Origin of the sequence: Cohnella kolymensis, assembly GCF_000829465.1 — a bacterium.
Lineage (GTDB): Bacteria > Bacillota > Bacilli > Paenibacillales > Paenibacillaceae > Cohnella > Cohnella kolymensis.
In genome coordinates this window covers 272850-290640 of sequence record NZ_JXAL01000016.1, presented here as the reverse complement: position 1 = coordinate 290640, position 17791 = coordinate 272850, and the positions used below count along the sequence as shown (strand labels likewise).

Annotated in this window: 20 protein-coding genes and 1 pseudogene; all 21 read right to left on the bottom strand. The window is 51.9% G+C overall.

Annotated features, from left to right (window positions below; genetic code table 11):
• Nucleotides 1-20: 20 nt before the first annotated feature.
• The 21 genes and pseudogenes from SD71_RS11495 to SD71_RS11405 all read right to left on the bottom strand — a co-directional run bounded on the left by SD71_RS11495 (nucleotide 21) and on the right by SD71_RS11405 (nucleotide 17787).
• Nucleotides 21-1757, bottom strand: a complete 1737-nt coding sequence (locus SD71_RS11495; RefSeq protein ID WP_052476175.1) for an ABC transporter permease — start codon at nucleotides 1755-1757, stop codon at nucleotides 21-23.
• 104 nt (nucleotides 1758-1861) lie between these two features.
• Nucleotides 1862-2773 carry a LysR family transcriptional regulator gene (locus SD71_RS11490; RefSeq protein WP_235427088.1) on the bottom strand — a complete coding sequence of 304 codons (912 nt, stop codon included), beginning with the start codon at nucleotides 2771-2773 and terminating at the stop codon, nucleotides 1862-1864.
• Nucleotides 2774-2791: 18 nt separating this feature from the next.
• Nucleotides 2792-3688, bottom strand: a complete 897-nt coding sequence (locus tag SD71_RS22205; RefSeq protein WP_052476174.1) for a LysR family transcriptional regulator — start codon at nucleotides 3686-3688, stop codon at nucleotides 2792-2794.
• Nucleotides 3689-3712: 24 nt separating this feature from the next.
• Entirely contained in the window at nucleotides 3713-4201 is a 489-nt protein-coding gene (locus SD71_RS11480) for a tripartite tricarboxylate transporter TctB family protein (RefSeq protein WP_041062852.1), read from the bottom strand.
• A complete protein-coding gene (locus SD71_RS11475) occupies nucleotides 4198-5250 on the bottom strand; it encodes a tripartite tricarboxylate transporter permease (protein ID WP_268747732.1) in 1053 nt (350 codons plus the stop codon). Before SD71_RS11475 ends, SD71_RS11480 begins: the two co-directional genes overlap by 4 nt.
• Before the next feature lie 73 nt (nucleotides 5251-5323).
• Nucleotides 5324-5629: pseudogene (locus tag SD71_RS25565) on the bottom strand (tripartite tricarboxylate transporter permease); the annotation flags it as partial.
• Between the two features lie 90 nt (nucleotides 5630-5719).
• On the bottom strand, nucleotides 5720-6733 hold the full coding sequence (locus SD71_RS11470; protein WP_052476173.1) for a Bug family tripartite tricarboxylate transporter substrate binding protein: 1014 nt from the start codon (nucleotides 6731-6733) through the stop codon (nucleotides 5720-5722).
• Between the two features lie 30 nt (nucleotides 6734-6763).
• Nucleotides 6764-7381, bottom strand: coding sequence for a cupin domain-containing protein (locus tag SD71_RS11465; protein ID WP_041062848.1), 618 nt, complete (start codon nucleotides 7379-7381; stop codon nucleotides 6764-6766).
• 27 nt (nucleotides 7382-7408) lie between these two features.
• Nucleotides 7409-7951 carry a cupin domain-containing protein gene (locus SD71_RS11460; RefSeq protein ID WP_041062845.1) on the bottom strand — a complete coding sequence of 181 codons (543 nt, stop codon included), beginning with the start codon at nucleotides 7949-7951 and terminating at the stop codon, nucleotides 7409-7411.
• 18 nt (nucleotides 7952-7969) lie between these two features.
• Nucleotides 7970-9244 carry a Rieske 2Fe-2S domain-containing protein gene (locus SD71_RS11455; protein WP_041062841.1) on the bottom strand — a complete coding sequence of 425 codons (1275 nt, stop codon included), beginning with the start codon at nucleotides 9242-9244 and terminating at the stop codon, nucleotides 7970-7972.
• 164 nt (nucleotides 9245-9408) lie between these two features.
• Complete coding sequence (locus SD71_RS11450) at nucleotides 9409-10173, bottom strand: IclR family transcriptional regulator (protein ID WP_041062838.1); 765 nt, start codon at nucleotides 10171-10173, stop codon at nucleotides 9409-9411.
• A gap of 107 nt (nucleotides 10174-10280) precedes the next feature.
• Nucleotides 10281-11372: a zinc-dependent alcohol dehydrogenase gene (locus tag SD71_RS11445; RefSeq protein ID WP_041062835.1), complete on the bottom strand. Its 1092-nt coding sequence runs from the start codon at nucleotides 11370-11372 to the stop codon at nucleotides 10281-10283.
• A gap of 22 nt (nucleotides 11373-11394) precedes the next feature.
• A complete protein-coding gene (locus SD71_RS24925) occupies nucleotides 11395-11547 on the bottom strand; it encodes a hypothetical protein (protein ID WP_235427079.1) in 153 nt (50 codons plus the stop codon).
• A gap of 29 nt (nucleotides 11548-11576) precedes the next feature.
• Nucleotides 11577-12386, bottom strand: a complete 810-nt coding sequence (locus SD71_RS11440; protein WP_235427078.1) for an ABC transporter substrate-binding protein — start codon at nucleotides 12384-12386, stop codon at nucleotides 11577-11579.
• 81 nt (nucleotides 12387-12467) lie between these two features.
• Nucleotides 12468-13607, bottom strand: coding sequence for an MFS transporter (locus SD71_RS11435; protein ID WP_052476172.1), 1140 nt, complete (start codon nucleotides 13605-13607; stop codon nucleotides 12468-12470).
• 91 nt (nucleotides 13608-13698) lie between these two features.
• Complete coding sequence (locus SD71_RS11430; protein WP_052476171.1) at nucleotides 13699-14556, bottom strand: energy-coupling factor ABC transporter ATP-binding protein; 858 nt, start codon at nucleotides 14554-14556, stop codon at nucleotides 13699-13701.
• Complete coding sequence (locus SD71_RS11425; protein WP_041062832.1) at nucleotides 14553-15263, bottom strand: energy-coupling factor transporter transmembrane component T family protein; 711 nt, start codon at nucleotides 15261-15263, stop codon at nucleotides 14553-14555. Before SD71_RS11425 ends, SD71_RS11430 begins: the two co-directional genes overlap by 4 nt.
• Nucleotides 15260-15538, bottom strand: coding sequence for a PDGLE domain-containing protein (locus SD71_RS11420; protein ID WP_041062829.1), 279 nt, complete (start codon nucleotides 15536-15538; stop codon nucleotides 15260-15262). The genes SD71_RS11425 and SD71_RS11420 overlap by 4 nt, the downstream gene beginning before the upstream one ends.
• Nucleotides 15535-16167: an energy-coupling factor ABC transporter permease gene (locus SD71_RS11415; protein ID WP_041062826.1), complete on the bottom strand. Its 633-nt coding sequence runs from the start codon at nucleotides 16165-16167 to the stop codon at nucleotides 15535-15537. Before SD71_RS11415 ends, SD71_RS11420 begins: the two co-directional genes overlap by 4 nt.
• A gap of 3 nt (nucleotides 16168-16170) precedes the next feature.
• Nucleotides 16171-16659 (bottom strand): nickel-responsive transcriptional regulator NikR, encoded by a 489-nt coding sequence (gene nikR / locus SD71_RS11410; RefSeq protein ID WP_235427077.1) that lies wholly within the window; start codon nucleotides 16657-16659, stop codon nucleotides 16171-16173.
• Between the two features lie 150 nt (nucleotides 16660-16809).
• Nucleotides 16810-17787, bottom strand: a complete 978-nt coding sequence (locus tag SD71_RS11405; protein WP_041062823.1) for an aldo/keto reductase — start codon at nucleotides 17785-17787, stop codon at nucleotides 16810-16812.
• Nucleotides 17788-17791: the final 4 nt, after the last annotated feature.

Here is a 17791-nt window from a genome sequence, read left to right as displayed (position 1 = left end):
TGCAAACACCTCCGCCTCAATTAGGATTCTTTAACTCCTACTCGTTTCGTGAACAACTGCATGGCGATCACCAACAGGAACAGCGTAATGATGAACATGACGCCCAAAGCGCTTAGTTTCGTGTACTGACCGTTCTCCCACAACTCCCATATCACAATGGATATAACTTCCGATCCCGGGCTGTATAGAAGGATCGAACTGGACAGCTCCCGGATAGATACGATGACGATATAAATCCAACCGGCAACAAAACCCGACTTCATCAGCGGGAGAATAATCCGCCGGAACGTCGTTCCCCATGTAGCCCCGCTCATGGCCGCCGACTCTTCCAACTCCTTGTGAATCTGCATCATCGATGTCGTGTTGTATCGTAAGCCGTACGGCATGAAACGCGTCAGATAAGCGATAAACAGAATCCAGATCGTACCGTAAACGCCGATGTCGAATTGCAGATACAGGATCATGATCGAAACGCCAAGTACGATACCGGGGAAAACCATCGGGAGCGACGCAATGTTATCAAGCATCCATCTGCCGCGAATACGCGTTTTGACAACGATCCAACAGATAACTGCCGTAATCAGCATGATTGTCGTTGCGCTACCGATCGACAACAACAAGCTGTTGGAAACGGAGCGCAAGAAGGATGGGTACTCCAGAATATAGCTGTAATTATCGAACGATATTTTTTTAAGAGCCGTCAATGACGGAACGCTGTAAAAACGTTGCAGCGACGACCAGACGAGCACCAGGAACGGCAATATTACGATCAACACGAAGTACACGATAAACACGGCTGCGGTAAAGTAACGCCACTTGCCCAGGTCCATCGCGCGCGGCCGGTAGCCTTTGCCCGTCATCGTCGAATATTTACTGCCGCTGCTCGACAGCTTGGATTGAAAAAATACACCTATACTGGTGATCAAGAGCAGTGTCACTGCATAGGCGCCGGCCAGACCGATTTCGCTCGGGTAGCGTTTAATGGCGCTGTAGATCGCCGAGGTGAACACATGAATGCCGGCAGGCAATCCGAGCAATGCGGGCACCTCGAAAGATTCAATCGAACGTACGAACATAATGAGCACTGCAGCAAAGAGTGCCGGCCAAGCCAGCTTTATCGTGATTTTAAAGACGATGTGCCGGATGCTTGCTCCGCTCATCATCGCCGACTCTTCCAACGAAGGGTCCATGGACCGGAACGCCGCAGTCATCAGCAAGAAAGCCATCGGTGAGTAATGAAGCCCTTCAACCCAAATCATGCCGCCCAGAGAGTAAATGTTGAAAAATACGTGATCCGTACCGAACAACCACTGAAGCGCCAAGTTGAAAATTCCGATCTCAGGGCTTGCCAGGAAAATCCACGAAACCGTGAATAAAATACTGGGTATGATCAGCGGAATAATCGAGAGCGCATAGAACAACGATTTGAAAGGCGTGTTCGTCCGTTCGTTCATCCATGCCAAAAGTGTGCCGAGCACGAGCGAGAACATGCTTGTCCCCACCGCAAACACGAAGGAATTGCGGAACAATACCAAGGTCTGCGGGTCACTGTAAGCCCTTACATAGTTTTGTGCGGTGAATTCCGCCCCTTGCACCATCGTCTGTGGTGTCGAAAAGCTTTGCCAGATCAGAAAAATGAGCGGCACGATTCCCAGATAGGTCACAAAGAAGATTGACACTCCTATGATGAACCATTTGAGATCGATCAACGGTTTCGGTTCTAACGTTGTCGGCGTTAACCTTAACGTTTTCTGCAATTCATCATCCCCTTTGAGCTGGAGAGCCCATGCTCTTCAGATCTAGATGTTCCATCCTAACGCCACTATAAACATTGGGGAAAATCGTTACCATAGCGGTTTTTTTAACGCGCTATTAGAAAATCCGAAGTGACCGGGGCATGAGCCTGAAATAAAAAATCAAGACACTCCGCAACTTCTTTCCTATACACATTTTTTTGCAGAGTGATGACATTGACTTCACGGGACAAGGGTACGGGCAGCTCCAAAGGTAAAATCTCCAGCCGTCCGCTTGCGACATCCTGCTCTGCAGCGCTCCACGGCATGAAACCAATGCCGTTTCCTTCCAAAATCATCCGTTTCATCGTATACGAATCGCTTAACTCCATAAGCAAGTCCGTCCGCATATTAATATCCCGAAACAAATTCTTTATCATATAAGACATGTTTGACTCCAATTTATACGTAAAAAGAGATTCTTCCCTCAGATCGTACAAAGTTATCGTTTCCCTGCGGCACAATGGATGGCCTGGCTGGGCCATCAAGTAGAACGGATCCTTAAACAGCGGGAACGTTGCTACCTCCGGATGTTTATAAAAGCCGTTGATGAACCCGATTTGACATACTTCATCCAATACCTGCTCGGTAACTTCCCAGGAACGGGCGGTTGAAAGTGACAGCTGCCAGTCCGGGTGTTCGCGATAGATTGTGCCGAGCAGCTTGGGAACGACATAAGCGCACAGATTCGGAGTACCGGCGATGGATAAACGGACGGTTTCGACCGAATGCTGTCCTCTGCATTGCTCCATCCCTTCTCTGAGAACGCGCAACGAGCGTTCGATATGCTCATAGAGCGTCTGCCCTGCCGGTGTCAGCTTGACCTGATTGCCCATCCGTAAAATGAGAGGCAGTCCGAGATCGTCCTCCAACGCCTTGATCCGGATCGTAACCGTCGGCTGCGACACGCCAAGATCTTTTGCCGTCCGGCTAAAGTTACCTTGCTTGACCAAATTCACGAATGTTTCCAGCTGAAGCATATCCAATGGTTCCACCTCCTAAGGAAGCAGATTCGCAGTGTAAGATTCGGCAAAGTTGACGAATGTCTGCGCTGTGACCGAAAGCTGCTGATTGTTCCGGGACGCGAACATGATCTCCGAACTCGCATCAAGGGCAGGATCGGCCGGTAACAGAGCGAATGTTCCCTCTGCGATTTCGTCCATCACAGAAACACGCGGTAAAAATGAAGCTGCATTCAGCTCCTTCATCAACTGCTTTAACGTTTCAACATGAGCCACTTCCATGATTACCTTCGGTTCAATTCCTTGCTGCCTATACCAACCGGCGAACGCGTCCCACTGCGGATGACCCTTTCCATAAGCCAACAAAGGAATATCACGCAAATCTACGGCCTTCACTGCGTTACCATGGGTAAACAAAGGATCCGGGATGACAAAAACCCAGTCATCCCGGTACCATTGATGCAGATTCAGCCCGTTCTCCGCTGCGTTCAAATACGTGATGCCGAGCTCCGCATGCCCGTTGTTCACTTTTTCGATCACCTGATAATTTGGACAAGCCGCTATTCTCAATTGAATGTGGGGATACTGCCGGCGAAATTCGCGGATGAGCTTGGGCAGCACGTAGCTGGCCACGATTGTCGTGACCGCGATGCTGAGCTCTCCCGTCCGCCCTTCCTTGGAAAGCTTCACTTTCTGATTGCCTTCCTGCAGTATGGAGATGAACCTGTCGACGTAAGACAAAAAACGCTTGCCTTCCTCATTCAGCTCGAACCTTCGTCCCGCACGATGGAACAAATCGATATTCAGCTCTTCCTCCAACGCCTTGATCCGCCCGGTCACCGTGGATACGGACAAATACAAATCGTCCGCCGCCTTGGAAATGCTCTGCAGCTTCGCGACTCGTTGAAAGGTTTGCAGCAGATCAATGTCCACCGGCGGTCGCCTCCATCCGTTGCGCTACATGAAATAATTAATCTTTAAGCCGAGCACAAAAGATAAATATACCGCCAGCGCCGTCAGCAAGGGATAAAAAACCGAAAGCATCCAGCTTTGCTTTGAAATCCACCTCAAATAGATGAACATGCATAGGACAATCGCATAAATCATGCCGACATAATAAATCAGCGCGACAAACAGAACCATCCATCCGATATACAGAAATCTGCTTTTTCTTTCTTCATTCGTTTCCGTATCTTCTTCAACGACTCCTTCACCGCCGATTGCGGTGTCCGCACTAGAACTCTTACTGAGAGAGGACAGCTTTGAACTGATCGCCGGAAACAGGTCAAGCGCCGCCTGAACGGCTACAAAAGCAAGGAGAATGACGCCGACGAGCCGCGGAACAAGGACGGTGTCATCGCGCATGCCGATCGTATCCGACAGGAGCACAGCGGTAAACACCAACAACAGAACCGAAAACAGGCTTTTTTCATTGATCCGGATCACGCTTGAATCCCCCTTCCGCGCTGCGTCCACTTCGTTCGAGCATACGGCCATATCAGGGACAACAGCGTCAGAGCAAGCAGCACAAGCGCGATCGGCCGGGTGACGAATCCGCTGTAACCGAACGTGGTCATGCTTTGGTAATAGGAGGATTCAATAAGCCCCCCAAGCACCATAGCGATAATAACCGCAATTCGTGAATAGCCGAATTTCTTCAAATAAAAGCCGATGATTCCGAAAACGAGAGCGACGATCACGTCCGCAATGTTGCCGGATGTCGCGTAGCAGCCGACTAATGCGATCGCGATAATTGCCGGCGCCATTACCGTCCCCTTGACCTTAGTGATGAACACCATCCGGGTACCGATGATAAAAGAAATGACCCCGGCGAAAAGTTTGCCCATGACCGCAGCGGCAATCAATAAATATGTAAGTTGAATGTCCTTAGTGAGCATCTCCGGCCCAGGAGCCAGCCCATGCATCAGAAGCCCCCCGATGAGTACGGCCATAGCCGAGCTTCCGGGTATACCGAAAGCGAGAGTCGGTAGCAGCGCGCCGCCTTCTTTCGCATCGTTGGCCGATTCGACGGCAATGACGCCTTCGATCGCCCCTTTACCGAATTTTTCCGGATTCTTCGAAGTTTGCACGGCCATCCCGTAGGATAAGAAGCTGGCTACAGCACCGCCCACACCAGGAATGATACCTATAAAAATGCCGATAAAACAGGATCGCAAAAACAGCCAGAAATTACGGAATACTGCGACAATTCCTTCCATCGCACCCTTGCGTCCGACTGTGATATCACTTCCATATGCTTCTTGCTGCGTAAACAGACTGAAAGACTCTGTAATCGCGAACAGCCCTATAATCACAGGAACCAAGTCAAGCCCGTCCCACAGATAATCCGAGCCGAACGTGAAGCGATCGAGCCCGAGCAGAGGGTCGGTTCCGATATAAGCGAGCATCAAACCGAACATCCCGGAAATCAATCCCCGGAACGTGTTTCCTTGCGTGACGACGGCAATGACGGTTAATCCGAATAAGCCCAGCATAAAAAAATTCCGGATAGGAGAAAGCGAGAACTAAGTTTCTGGCCACCGGTATGAGCAAGTCCAACAGGAACAGTCCCAAGAAGCCCCCTAGAACCGAAGCGAAAATCGAGGCGGAAATCGCCATCTTCGCTTTTCCTTGTTTGGCAAGCGGATAACCGTCGAAAGTCGTAGCCGCATTGGAGGCGTCTCCGGGGGTGTTCACCAGTATCGATGTGATCGATCCGCCATAGTTAACGGCGCTGTAAGCCGACATCAGCAGGACGATTGCAGCCTCGGGGCTCATGCTGAACGTAACGGGGATGAGGAGCGCCAATGTGACGCTCCCGCCTAAACCCGGCAAGATCCCGATAATTAAGCCGAACAGAACGGCGCCTATCATGATAACTACATAGTTCCAATGTAAAAGAGTGTCGATTTGGCCTAAAAAGCCCATAAATGTGTCCTCCCCGCCCGTAAGCGGTACGCAGCATTATTCTTTTTTGCCCAGAAGCTCGGTAACAACATCTTTGTATGTTTCGTAACCCTTCAGCGCATTATTGACCATGTTAGCGGTGTCTGCACCATTGAGGTAACTTGTCGTGAAATCCATCTTTTTCAGCACCTCATGAAATTCCGGGTCATCAATCGCCTTCTTGATCGCTTCTTCCAAAATGGCGCGAACATCATCCGGCAGTCCCGGAGGCGCCCCGATCAGGCGGTGCGTATTAAACGCTTCATTCATTTCTGCAGGCAATCCGGACTCGGAAGGAATCGGAACGTCGGGATAATCGGGGTGCCGTTCCGGACCATAATACATCAGCATCCGCAAGTCGCCGCTGTCAATATATTGCTTCTGGCTGTCTATGGAGCCCCAAGTGATATCCGCATCGCCTCGAATGACGGACAAAATCGATTCACTCGTTCCGTCATGGTTCAGAGGCGTCCATTTTACGCCCATTTCTGCGAATGTTGCAGCACCTGTCAACGTAGCGTTGGCCGCCAAACCTTTGGTGGACACTTTGACATTGTCCTTGGAAGCGAAATCTTGCAGGGACTTGTACGGCGACTTCGCGCTGACCGTCGCGATCGCGGGATCCTGAGACAATCGGGCCAGCCACGTCACTTTGGAAAGTTCGAATTCGACCTTACGGGCCAGCTGCGTACCCGCGAGTCCTCCGAGATTGTAGATGCCGATGGTGTAGCCGTCCGGTTTCGCTTTTTGCATGTAATTCGCTGCTATTGCGCTGCCTGCGCCTTCCATATGCCTGACCACGACGTTCGCTTGTTTCGGAAGATGCTTCTTGATGAATGGAGCTATCGCTTGAGCCCAGTCGCTGTAACCGCCGCCGGGAGCGTAGCCCACCACGAATTCAATGTCTTTATTCGGGAAATTAGAGGAAGCGCTTACATCACCGCCGCCGGGGGATGCACCGCATCCCGCCGTCACCAGCGTCAAACCCAGTACAAAAGCGAGCAGAACATGATGCCGACCTGCCTTTTTCACACAGAGCCCTCTTTTCCGTTCTAATTGGGATTACGTGTTTTGCTTTTGCTTTGCCTTTTGGATATATTCGGCTATCTTGTGTGCGTCCAATTTGACACTCGGGTCATATTCAGGCGCATTCTCGATTTGTTCCAAATCGTTCAGTCCGCAGTACTTATAAATCCGGTTGATTGCAGAAATCAGACGGGCCGGTTTCTCCGGATCCGCATTAAAATGCTGGTGGATCGTATTCGGCGGTAGGTAGATAACGTCGCCGGCCTTCCAATCAAAGCGCTTGACCTCATCTTGCGGTTTCCAGTGAAACGTATCCGTTATTTCCACATCGCAATCCTGATGCAAATCGTAACCGCTGCCTTCCAGCACGTACAGACACTCCTCCGCCAAGTGACGGTGCTTACCGGATCGGCTTCCAGGCGGAAGGATCTGCATGTAAGCGTCCACCGTTTCCATCCGGGTATTCATTTGTTCGTTCAGAAGGTGCTTCAACAAGCCTTGCGGCGCCATTTCCCATGGCATCTCGTTCGGTCTTACTATTTTCTTGCGCTTCGCATCCTTTACCGGACGTTCCGCTGCATCGGTGAGCAAATACTGATAATAATCGCCTTCTTCGTCGCCCTGCAGCCAAACCTTAGATTCATCCCAAGCCATTGAAGTTCCTCCCTATGATTCGAATTTTTACTGCTTGTCGCCTTCCTCGCGGGCTTTAAAGCCTACGCCCTCTGCAGTCGGCTCGATCGGGCGGGGCTCCACTTGCTTCTGAAAGAGCAGGTTCATGAACATATACATCGGTTTGGTCTTGATCACCAACGCCCTGGCCGGTTTATGAGCGTCCGCATTGAAATGCTGGTGCACGCAGTTGTTATGGACGATCGCTATGTCGCCCGCTTCCCAGTCATAGCGGATCTCATCGTGGATTTCATAACCTTTGCCGTCCAAAATGTAGAAAGCGGCTTCGTTTACATGGCCATGCTTTTGCGATTTGCCGCCCGGTCCATATTCTTCGAGGTGAATATGGAACGTCTGCGTCACTCCGTCTTCCGGTTCGATATAATGCTTGCTGAATGCTTGGGGGCCGTCGTTAAACTTGATCTCATCGCCCTTAAACACTCTCGGCATCGACCGCAATCGCTCCAATTCCTCTTTCAGGCTGTACTGACCTTGAATGCCTCTGACAAACACGCGGTCCTTCTTACTGTGATAATGCGATTCGTGACCCATAGCTTCAACCTCCGATTATTAAAATTTGGCCGCAAAATCCTCTTTCATGGCTTGACTCCAGTGCAAATCCTTGGGAATGAGGCGATCGCAACCTCGCACATTGCGGTAGGTTGAAGGATCGACGCCTTTGGGCTTTCCTCCTTGTTCTACGACTCTCGTCGCTTCAAGAAGCAGATGACGGGCCGCGATGATGGCCGTGTCAGCGGTGCCGAGCCTCTCTTTGGAACGGTCGCAGAACGGTTTTTCCATCGTTTCTTGAAGGGCGAAATCCTGAGTGTTAATGCCTTCGATCCCGGTAAAAGTTTTGGTTCGCTGCACTTCCCGGTCGATGAGAAAATCATTGGCAGGGTTGCGCTTGAGCCGATATCCTGCAAGCACGGCCTCCGGGCCCCTTCCGAATTGCGTTTCATGTTCGAGCACAAATTCCTCAGTAAACGGAATGCCGGGTTCCGACGAGTAGATGAAATTCCAAACCCAAGTCGTTGCGTCGTCAATCGGTACCCACAAGTGGCCCGCAATAGAGGGGAAGTCCTCCATTTTGCCGTCTTTCCAGCGAATGTTCGCTCCTCTCATCTGTTGTGCAGGCATAATGTACTGGTAACCGCGCACGTAGTTGCCGTCTTCCTTCAGGTCGCGAATACCGACGTACGAAAACCCGTAGTCTGACTTTACGACTTCCAGCTTCGGAGACGGAGCACGTGTTCTCAGTGCATTCTTGTCCGCAATATTGTTGTTATGCGCGAATGAGGAGTGAGACGTGTCGATTCCGCCCTCCAAAGCTTGCAGCCAGTTGCAGCTCTCGAATGTTTTGGATACGTGCCTGTGCGTCTCGGGCGCTCTTATCCACTCGTAGTCCGGAAACGGCGGCTGCTCATCGGCGGGGCCCATATAGGTCCAGATCATGCCTGCTTTTTCCCAACACGGATACGCTGTCGTTCTTACCTTCTGCTTAAAGTTGCTTTCCGACGGTTCGTTAGGCATATCCACACACTGGCCTGTCGTATCGAATTTCCAGCCGTGGTACACGCAGCGCAAGCCGCATTCCTCATTGCGCGCCCAGAACAGCGGTGCCCGCCGGTGCGGGCAATAGGCATCCAGCAGTCCCAGATTGCCGTCCGAATTCCGGAACGCAATGAGATCTTCGCCAAGCAAACGTACGCGGACCGGAGGACAATCCGGCGCAGGAAGCTCCTCCGAAAGCAACGCCGGTATCCAATAGCGGCGGAACACTTCACCCATAGGCGTTCCAGGACCGACCCGGCATAACCGTTCATTGTCTTCACGTTTCAACATGTCCCGACTCACTCCTTTCGGCGCTTTCGAATTGGAATGTATAACTTTCCCTAAGTGTAAAATGTTGTCGTCTGCCGCACATCAGTACGTTCTTGCATATGGAACATTTGTCAAAAATAAAAATCGGTTCCCAGAGGAAACCGATTTTTATGTGTAAATCGCTGTTATTCAAAAATCATGCGTTCGTTGATCAATCTGCTGTACATCCGCATTTCCTGGACATAGGACTGCACTTCGGCGGCCATGAATTGCGAGGGTGTTCCGGTAACGCTGACGGCGGCGATCACTTCGTTGTCGTCATTAAATACGGGAACCGCCGCGGAACAGATGCCCGGCTTCAATTCTTCGTGGCATACCGCGTACCCCTTCTGCTTCACCTGCTGCAACTGCTCATTCAATATTGCTTCATCGGTGATCGTTTTTCCCGTATACGCTTTCAAACCGTTAGAACAGAGACGACGCAACTCTTCTTCAGCCAGATAGGCCAAAAGCACTTTGCCTGATGCCGTACAATGGGAAGGCACTCTTTTTCCGATTTTGGAAATGGTACCCTGAGTACCCTCCGGAATTCGTTTGATCAAGTAAACGACTCCGCCGTTATTATAAACGCCCAGATGCACCGTTCGGCGAATCGAGCGCATCAGCTTGTCGAGAAGCGGCATTGCAACCGAGCGCAATTCCATCTCATGGTACACCGTAAATCCCAGCTCAAAAGCTGCGATCCCAAGATGATACTTCTGGTTTCGCGGATTTTGCTGCACGAGGTTGTTCTCGGTCAACGTTCTGATTAACCGGAACACCGTGCTCTTCGCTAAGCCTAAACGGCCGCTCAATTCACTGATCCCCAGCTCAGGCTGCTGCTTGGTGAATTCTTTGAGGATACGCATGGCATTATGTACCGATGAGAGAGTTTCCATTTGTTTAGCCAACAGCGAAAACCTCCTCAACATAATCAAGCGAAAAAGGAAGCGGATATACGGTAAGAGTAACATGCGCGGAATGAAACTTCAAACATTTTGTTTTCCAAATAAAGCCCTTACAACCAAGGGGATACTGTGACCAAGAGAGGCGAGGGCTCCCCTTCATTGCCCGCAGTCTTTAACGCCATATCCGTATCTTTTAACGCATAATTGTGCGAATTCATAATAGACAGAGGAAATTTCCCGGCGGCAATGAAGTCGATGGCCATCCGAACCGACTCGAAGCTGTGACCCCTTACGCCTTTGATTGTCAAAGTCTTTTTAATAATCTCGTCAAGCTCGAAAGCGTCCACCGCCTGGTATTTGTAGGCCCCGAACAGCACGGTTCCGTCTTTGCCGGCGCACTGAACGGAAGATAGGACTGGCTCGCTTCCGCCGGATGTCACATCAATGACGAGATCCGCCATTTTCCCGCCGGTAATGTCGCTGACACGCTCCAGCAGCGGCTCATCGGAAATATTAACGATGTGGTCAGCGCCGAGGCGGCGGGCAAGCTCCAGACGCTGCAAGCTGGAGCTGCGCCCTGTAACGATAACCTGCTCCGCGCCGGCCGCTTTCGCAGCCAATGCGCAGGCGAGACCTTGCTGGCCCGGCCCCTGTATTAACACCGTATGACCGGGCCGCGTGTCGCCGATAATGGACATCCACTCGAACCCGTTAGCCAGCGGCAGTGTCAGCGCAGCCTCTACTGCTGCAACATGGTCAGGCATCGGATGAAGCACAGCGTTCGGATGCAAATATAAATATTGGCTGAAACCGCCGTATAAAGAGGGCTGAACGCTAATCGGCGTGGCACCGTAGCGGATCCCGCCGGACCTAGGGTCGGTCGCCGGACAGGAGCGGTACTTCCCCGTCCGGCAAAACTCGCATTGACCGCACGGAATGTACTCTTCCATCGCCACGCGGTCGCCTTCCCTGAGGCCCCATCTGCGGGCAGCCTCCGCACCGATCTTTTCGATACGTCCGACCACATGATGACCTAGTATTCTCGGATCCTGCTTTTTCTTATAGTAAGAAACGTCCGAACCGCACACTCCGACGATCTCCACCTTCAGAATGCCGCTGTCCGCAGGGATGTCCGGCATGTTGAATTCGCGCAATTCGGTCGAGCGCGCATCCGTAGCTACGGCTGCAAGAACTGTTGTCATCTGTTTCCCTCCAGCCTGATCATTACAGGGTATATTTTTCCAACGTCGATTTGGCAAAAAGCTGTTCGATTTCCGGCTTCCGTTTAATCAACCCCTGCTCGTGCTGGTAGGTGACAAACGCTTCCAGAGTTTTTCGGTTTTCCTCCAAGCCATATGGCCAGAAGTCTTCGCCCATCAATTCCTTCGTTCTTTCGACTTCGGCGACTAACCATGCAGCGTTACCTTCAGTGCTGCCGTTTGACGGAAGCCGTCGTATATTTGCTGCTTAGCAGCGGTAAAAGCGTCGTAAAGATTGGCTGCGATCCAGGGGTGGCGTTCAAGCACTTCGTTGCGGATCGCAATGACGTGCATGATCGGGAATATGCCTGACCTCCGAAAGTACTCCTGCTCCACGGACGCGTAATCCGGGAACAACCGTTTCACTTTGGGTGATCCGTTCAAGAAACAAGACGGCGCGCGAGGCGCGATAAAAGCGTCGATCTCCCCATTTTCCAGCATCGCGTTCAACGTTTGATCGGGACCAATCGGTGTAAGCCGAACTTCCGGCGGCAGGTCAAGCTTCACCTTTTCAATTCGGCCCGGCTGCTCTTGTCCTCCCGTCAACCATTGCACGTCGCTTGCGGCCACTCCGTAATCATGCTGCAAAAATCCGCGAATCCAGGTACACGCGGTTAGTTGATATTCCGGTATACCGATTCTTTTTCCTTTCAAATCCCCCGGCTCTTGAATACCGCTGTTCACGTTGACATAAATACCGGAGTGACGGAACATGCGGGACATGAACACCGGGATGGCCGTAAACTTCGGATTTCCCCGGTCGTTGGCAATAAGGAAGGAAGAGAACGACAATTCCGAAACATCGAATTCTTGATGCCGCATCATCCGCCAGAACGTTTCCTCTACCGGCATTTTCAAGAAATTGAGATCGATTCCTTCCGCCTGAACGGTGCCGTTAATCAATGCTTGAACCCTGTCATAATCCCAACATGCGAAACTTAATTGAAGCTTTGACATAGAATCCCCGCCTTTGTGGTGGTTATATAGCTGCGCGTCGGCCGACAATCTGTTCGTGCCGATACGTGAACTCCGACTCCATTACCTGATGCGGGTGGCAAAAGCTCCAATCAGCAGCACAGCTCCGCTTAACCAGAAAATCGGAGACAATCCCGCCGAACTCCCGACTGCACCGAATAAAATGGGTGCGCCGAACTGAGAAGCCCGGTTAAAAGTAAGCCGCATCCCCAACACTTCGCCTTGCCGTCCCTCCGGGCTTGAATTCAACGCAAACACAAGGCTCAGCGGCTGGCCGAGCCCTAAGCTGCTGCCCATCGCCATCGCGAGGAACGCGAGCAGCACCGGCCAGTCCGAGATCGGGATAAGCAAGTACGCCGCTGAGCTCAGCAGAAGGGTGACGAAAAACAGCTGCCCCCGCCCGAACCTCCTTACTAAATAAGCCTGTGCTAGCCGCACCACGATGGACATGGCCGCCATGAGCGACAGAATAATCCCGATCTCCCCCGAACTCATGCCCAGATTGCTGGCGTAAATCGGGAAATACGCAACAAATAAATCCTTCGAATAAAGCACCAATCCGCTGATGACGAGCGCATTGCGAAGGTTGACGCTGCGGAGAAGCCCCCAAGTGTCCCCCATGCTGAACGCTCCGGATTCGCGATGGCCGGCTAAGGGATCCCCGCTCTTCCAAGCGGATCGGGCGATAATAACGCCCATGAACAAGGCAGCTGCGGTAAAGCCGGCTGCCGCCGTGTACGCAACGCTAAATCCGAAATGCATATAAATAAATCCGTTCATTAACGGCCCGATCAATTCTCCCGCCGAACCGCTTAAGCTGAAGGTCGCAAACAAGCGATCCCGGTCTCCGTTCAAATTACCGACCGTCTTCTGCAAAGAAATGAGCACGCAAATTTGTGACAGTCCCATCATCAACTGGGAAAAAAAGAACATCGGAACATTGGGGTACATGGATGGCAGCGCAATGGCCACGAGCATGCCTAACCCGCCCCACAAATTGACGGAACGTGCGCCGAAACGATCGAGCCATTTCCCCACACGAACTGCAAACACCATAGGAAGCAAGGCGTAGATCGAAACCAGTACGCCGACGAGTATCTCCGAGCCTCCGCTTTCGTGCACATAGAGAGAAAGAATGGGGCGTGTTCCGTAAAGCGCGACGGAATAAAACACATGCATCACAAAGTAATAGAATAGAAGCATCCTGATCCCTCGTTGATGAATCGGTTTGTGAACGGCTCAGCCAATTTCCATCATGAACGAGTCGGATAAGACGCGAAAGTACTCTGTTCCGTTATACAGCACGCTCGGGCAGGGAGGCATTCAGGCTTTCGTGCAGCTGCTGCTGGAGCCACCGGCTCAACTCCCCGATCCGAATCGGCATGGAATGAGGATCCCCTTGCCAAAGCATCGCAGCCAGCTCCGCCATCGGCGGCAGCTCCAGCTTCGTCTGCGCGAGAAGGCTGCGGTCCGCGAACAACTCGTTCGGACTCATTATGCCTGCACATTTACCGTCACACATAACGATGACGTCTTCCGCCCATTCCGCCACCAATTGCATATCATGTGTCGTGATCACGACCGTTCTGCCCATATCGGTGAGCATATTCATAATGCGCTGCAGCTCTTTCTTCCCGTGAGGATCCAAAAAAGCCATCGGCTCGTCGAACACGACGACTTCCGTTTCCATTGCGAGCACTCCCGCAATGGAAACCATCTTTTTTTGACCGAAGCTTAATTCATTCGGATTCCGTCCTTCTAGTTCGGATATACCGACAAGTTCCATATAATAGCGAACACGTCTATCCATCTCCTGTCGATCCAATCCCCGTTGTACGAGACCGAACGCGACATCCTCATACACCGTTAACGAAATAATCTGGTCGTCCGGATCTTGAAAGACGATGCCGACATGATCGACCAAACGAGCACGGATTTCCGGCGTAACCGGTTCCCCGCGAAACCAAACCTCGCCGGAAGACGGATGAAACAACCCGTTAAGGTGAAAGACGACTGTTGACTTACCCGCTCCGTTGGCACCGACGATCGCGGTCTTCCGGTTATCCATAATTTCAAAAGAGACGTCGGTTAACGCGGCCCGGTCAGTTCGATAACGATAAACCACCTGTTTGAATTGCACGATCGGCTTCATAAATTCCTCCAAAAGATACTCCACAGGAGCATCCCCAATACCGCTGTCGTCATGACGGCGGCTTTCAAAGCATCCAACCGGTGCGGAAGCGCGAACTCCCTTAAAGGAACAATCCCTCTATAACCTCTGGACATCATACCCATCGACACTTTTTCCGAGCGCCGCAGTGAACGAAGCATAAGGGAACCCAACAATCGGGATAACGCGGCGTAGTTCTTCAGTGAAAACCAGCTGGATTTACGAAATCCGCGGCTTCGAATGCTTTTCATCATGTGTGACGCCTCGGATCGAAACAGCTGCAAGTAACGAAGCGTGAATAAAATCATTTCGACAAAAATGGACGGCACCTTAAGGCGAAGCAACGCTCCAAAAAACAACGGCAGCGGCATTTGATGAAACAACAGCGTCAGCATCTGCAATGAAAAGAGCAGACGCCCGCAATACATCAGCGCTTGCGGAAGTCCTGCAGAATAGCCCGCATCAGGATGTGTCCACGGATACAGCAGCAGCATGAAGACAAAATACGGAATGGCCAAGCGAAACCGGCTCCAAAAGAGGCGGATCGGCACTCCGCCTGCCAGCAGCCACCCTTGTCCCAAGATGACTAAAAACAGCAGGATTTCAAGTCGTTCCACCGACACGCCCATAGCGATTATTAATAGAACAACGGCGATCCGCAGAGGCGGGTAGTGGATGACCGGGTTCATTTTGACTTTCTTCCTAACCGGCGCCCAATGAAGACGAACACCGCAAACGTAACAAGCACACCCACAATGCCTGGGATACTGGACGACAGCCAGCTTCCGATTCCCGGAATCGAATAGTCCGGCATCGGCGCAGCTAATAAAACTTCCGCGCGCTCGATGTAGCCGGCCTTTTCCCCGGCTTTCTCGAAGCCGTCCGGATGGGACGAAGCGAACAAGGAGAGGAAGCCTGCAAGGAACAAGGAAACAGCCATCCATGCGATGATTCGTTTTTTCACGACGCCATCTCCTTAGCGGCAAATGCAAACGAAGACCGTATGGCAAACTGCAGTACAACAGCTGTGATCAACCCTTCTCCGATTCCGATGAATCCATGCCAGAACAGAAGTGTGCTCATTGCAAGCTGAAGGGAAACGACTCCGGACAATGCTAATTCCAGCGCCCCGACGGCAGCGACAGTGACAACCGACACCCATCCGCTGACGATGGCCGACACACTGCCGGGCAGCGACAGCTTTTGCATCAGTTTGTGTGTCAGCGCCGCTGCCGCCGGTGCGACAATCGCCATATTGAGAATGTTCGCGCCTAAGGCGGTAATGCCCCCGTCCTGGAACATGACGGCTTGAATAATGACTACCGTAGACATAATCAGTGTCGAAGGCCAAAATCCGAACAAGATCGCGCAGACCGCAGCTCCGATCAAATGCCCGGAAGCGGCGGCGCCAAGCAGCGGAAAGTTAATCATTTGCGCGGCAAAAATAAAAGCGGCCATGGCGCCCATCACCGGTACTGCGCGATGCTCCAAAGTACGCTGCGAATACTTGACGCTTTTGTACAAGACGGCTCCGGTAACGGCCGCTGCGGAAACCCAAACCTTCGGATCGAGAATTCCGTCTGGAATATGCATGATTTACAACACTTCCTTTCTTTTGGAGCTTACTTTTTCATGGTGCTCATGGAGCCGGCTGCCGGCAGTGTCATGCCGGGTGTCAATAACGCTCACTGAAAGCTCGGCGTAGAAAACGCCCTTCTGTACGCGAATCGCATCGGTGAAGCTGCTCAACCGCCCGTACTCTCCGTTGACAACGATGATTTCCATACATTTATGATGACTGAGATGAACATGCATGGTGGAGATGATGTCACCGTAATAAGCGTGCTGGAGCTCCATCAAATGGCTCGGCAGACCGGACGCATGATGATCGTAAACAATGACGATTGTTCCGGCTACCAGCGCATTGGGCGCAAGGTAATCCATTTGAATAAGTACTTTCCTCACCAGATCCCGAATGGCTTCCGAACGATTGTTGTACCCCCGATCGGCAATAAAGGAATCAAACTGTTCGATGAGGTCCTGCGGCATCGACACCCCGAACCGCACCAATTCGCGCTCTTTCAACCTCGTAATCACCACCCGTGTTATCTTTAGGTAATAAAGTAACACGAATTGCGGCAGTGCAATATCCGCCTGTGCCATATAGCAGAACATATTGCTCGAAGTCAAAAAATAAAAAAAGCGAACCGTGTGGTGACGGTTCGCTTATTTGCATCAAGGCATCGGTTGGCCGCGTGAGGTGACGTAAAGCCGGTACCACTCTTCGTGACTCAAGTTTACTTTCTCGGCATCTCCGCATGCGCGGATTCTCTCTGGATTGACGGTGCCGATCACAGGCTGAATCTGTGCCGGATGGCGCAGCAGGAACGACAGGACAATGGCCTCCCGCGTGACCCCTCGATTTTCGGCCATACTTGCTATCAACGCCGCCGTTTCCCGCACGGTGCCGCTCGCGTCCGTCAGATCGCCGCCGCTGAGCAAACCTCGTGCCAACGGGCTCCAAGCCTGAAGCTGCACATTCTCAAGCCGGCAATATTCGATCGTTCCCTCAGGGAACGAAGAGAGCTTTCCGGCTTCTTGGTTCACATGCACGCCTGCGTCCAGCCAATCGAGCTTCAGCAAGCTCATCTCCAGCTGGTTCGCGACAAGCGGCTCATCCAGGTAAGCCTGCAGAAGCTTCATCTGCCCCGCGCTCATGTTGGATACGCCGAAGCGGCTCACTTTACCGGACGACTTCAGCTTTCGGAAAGCTTCCGCAACCTGTTCCGGTTCCACCAGAGGATCCGGGCGGTGAAGAAGCAGGATATCGATCTTCTCCGTACCGAGCCGGCTCAGGATATCATCTACACTGGACAAGATATGGTCCTGCGAGAAATCAAACCGTGTGAATTTCCCTTCTTGCTCCGGAAAACGGATGCCGCACTTGGATTGAAGAAAGATCGATCGCCTGAGCTCCGGCCGCTCTCTCAGCATCTGTCCGAACACCTGCTCGGCCTTGCCGTAAGCGTATATATTCGCATGATCGAACATATTGATGCCGATCGACAACGCGGCGTCCACAGCCTCATGTGCTTGACGCAGATCGTCCGCGGTCAACGGATTCCGGTTCCATCCGCCGCCCATGCCCATACAGCCCAATACAAGTCTGCTCGCAGAGAAGCCGTGCTTGTTCAAAGGTATCGTTGTACTCATCAGA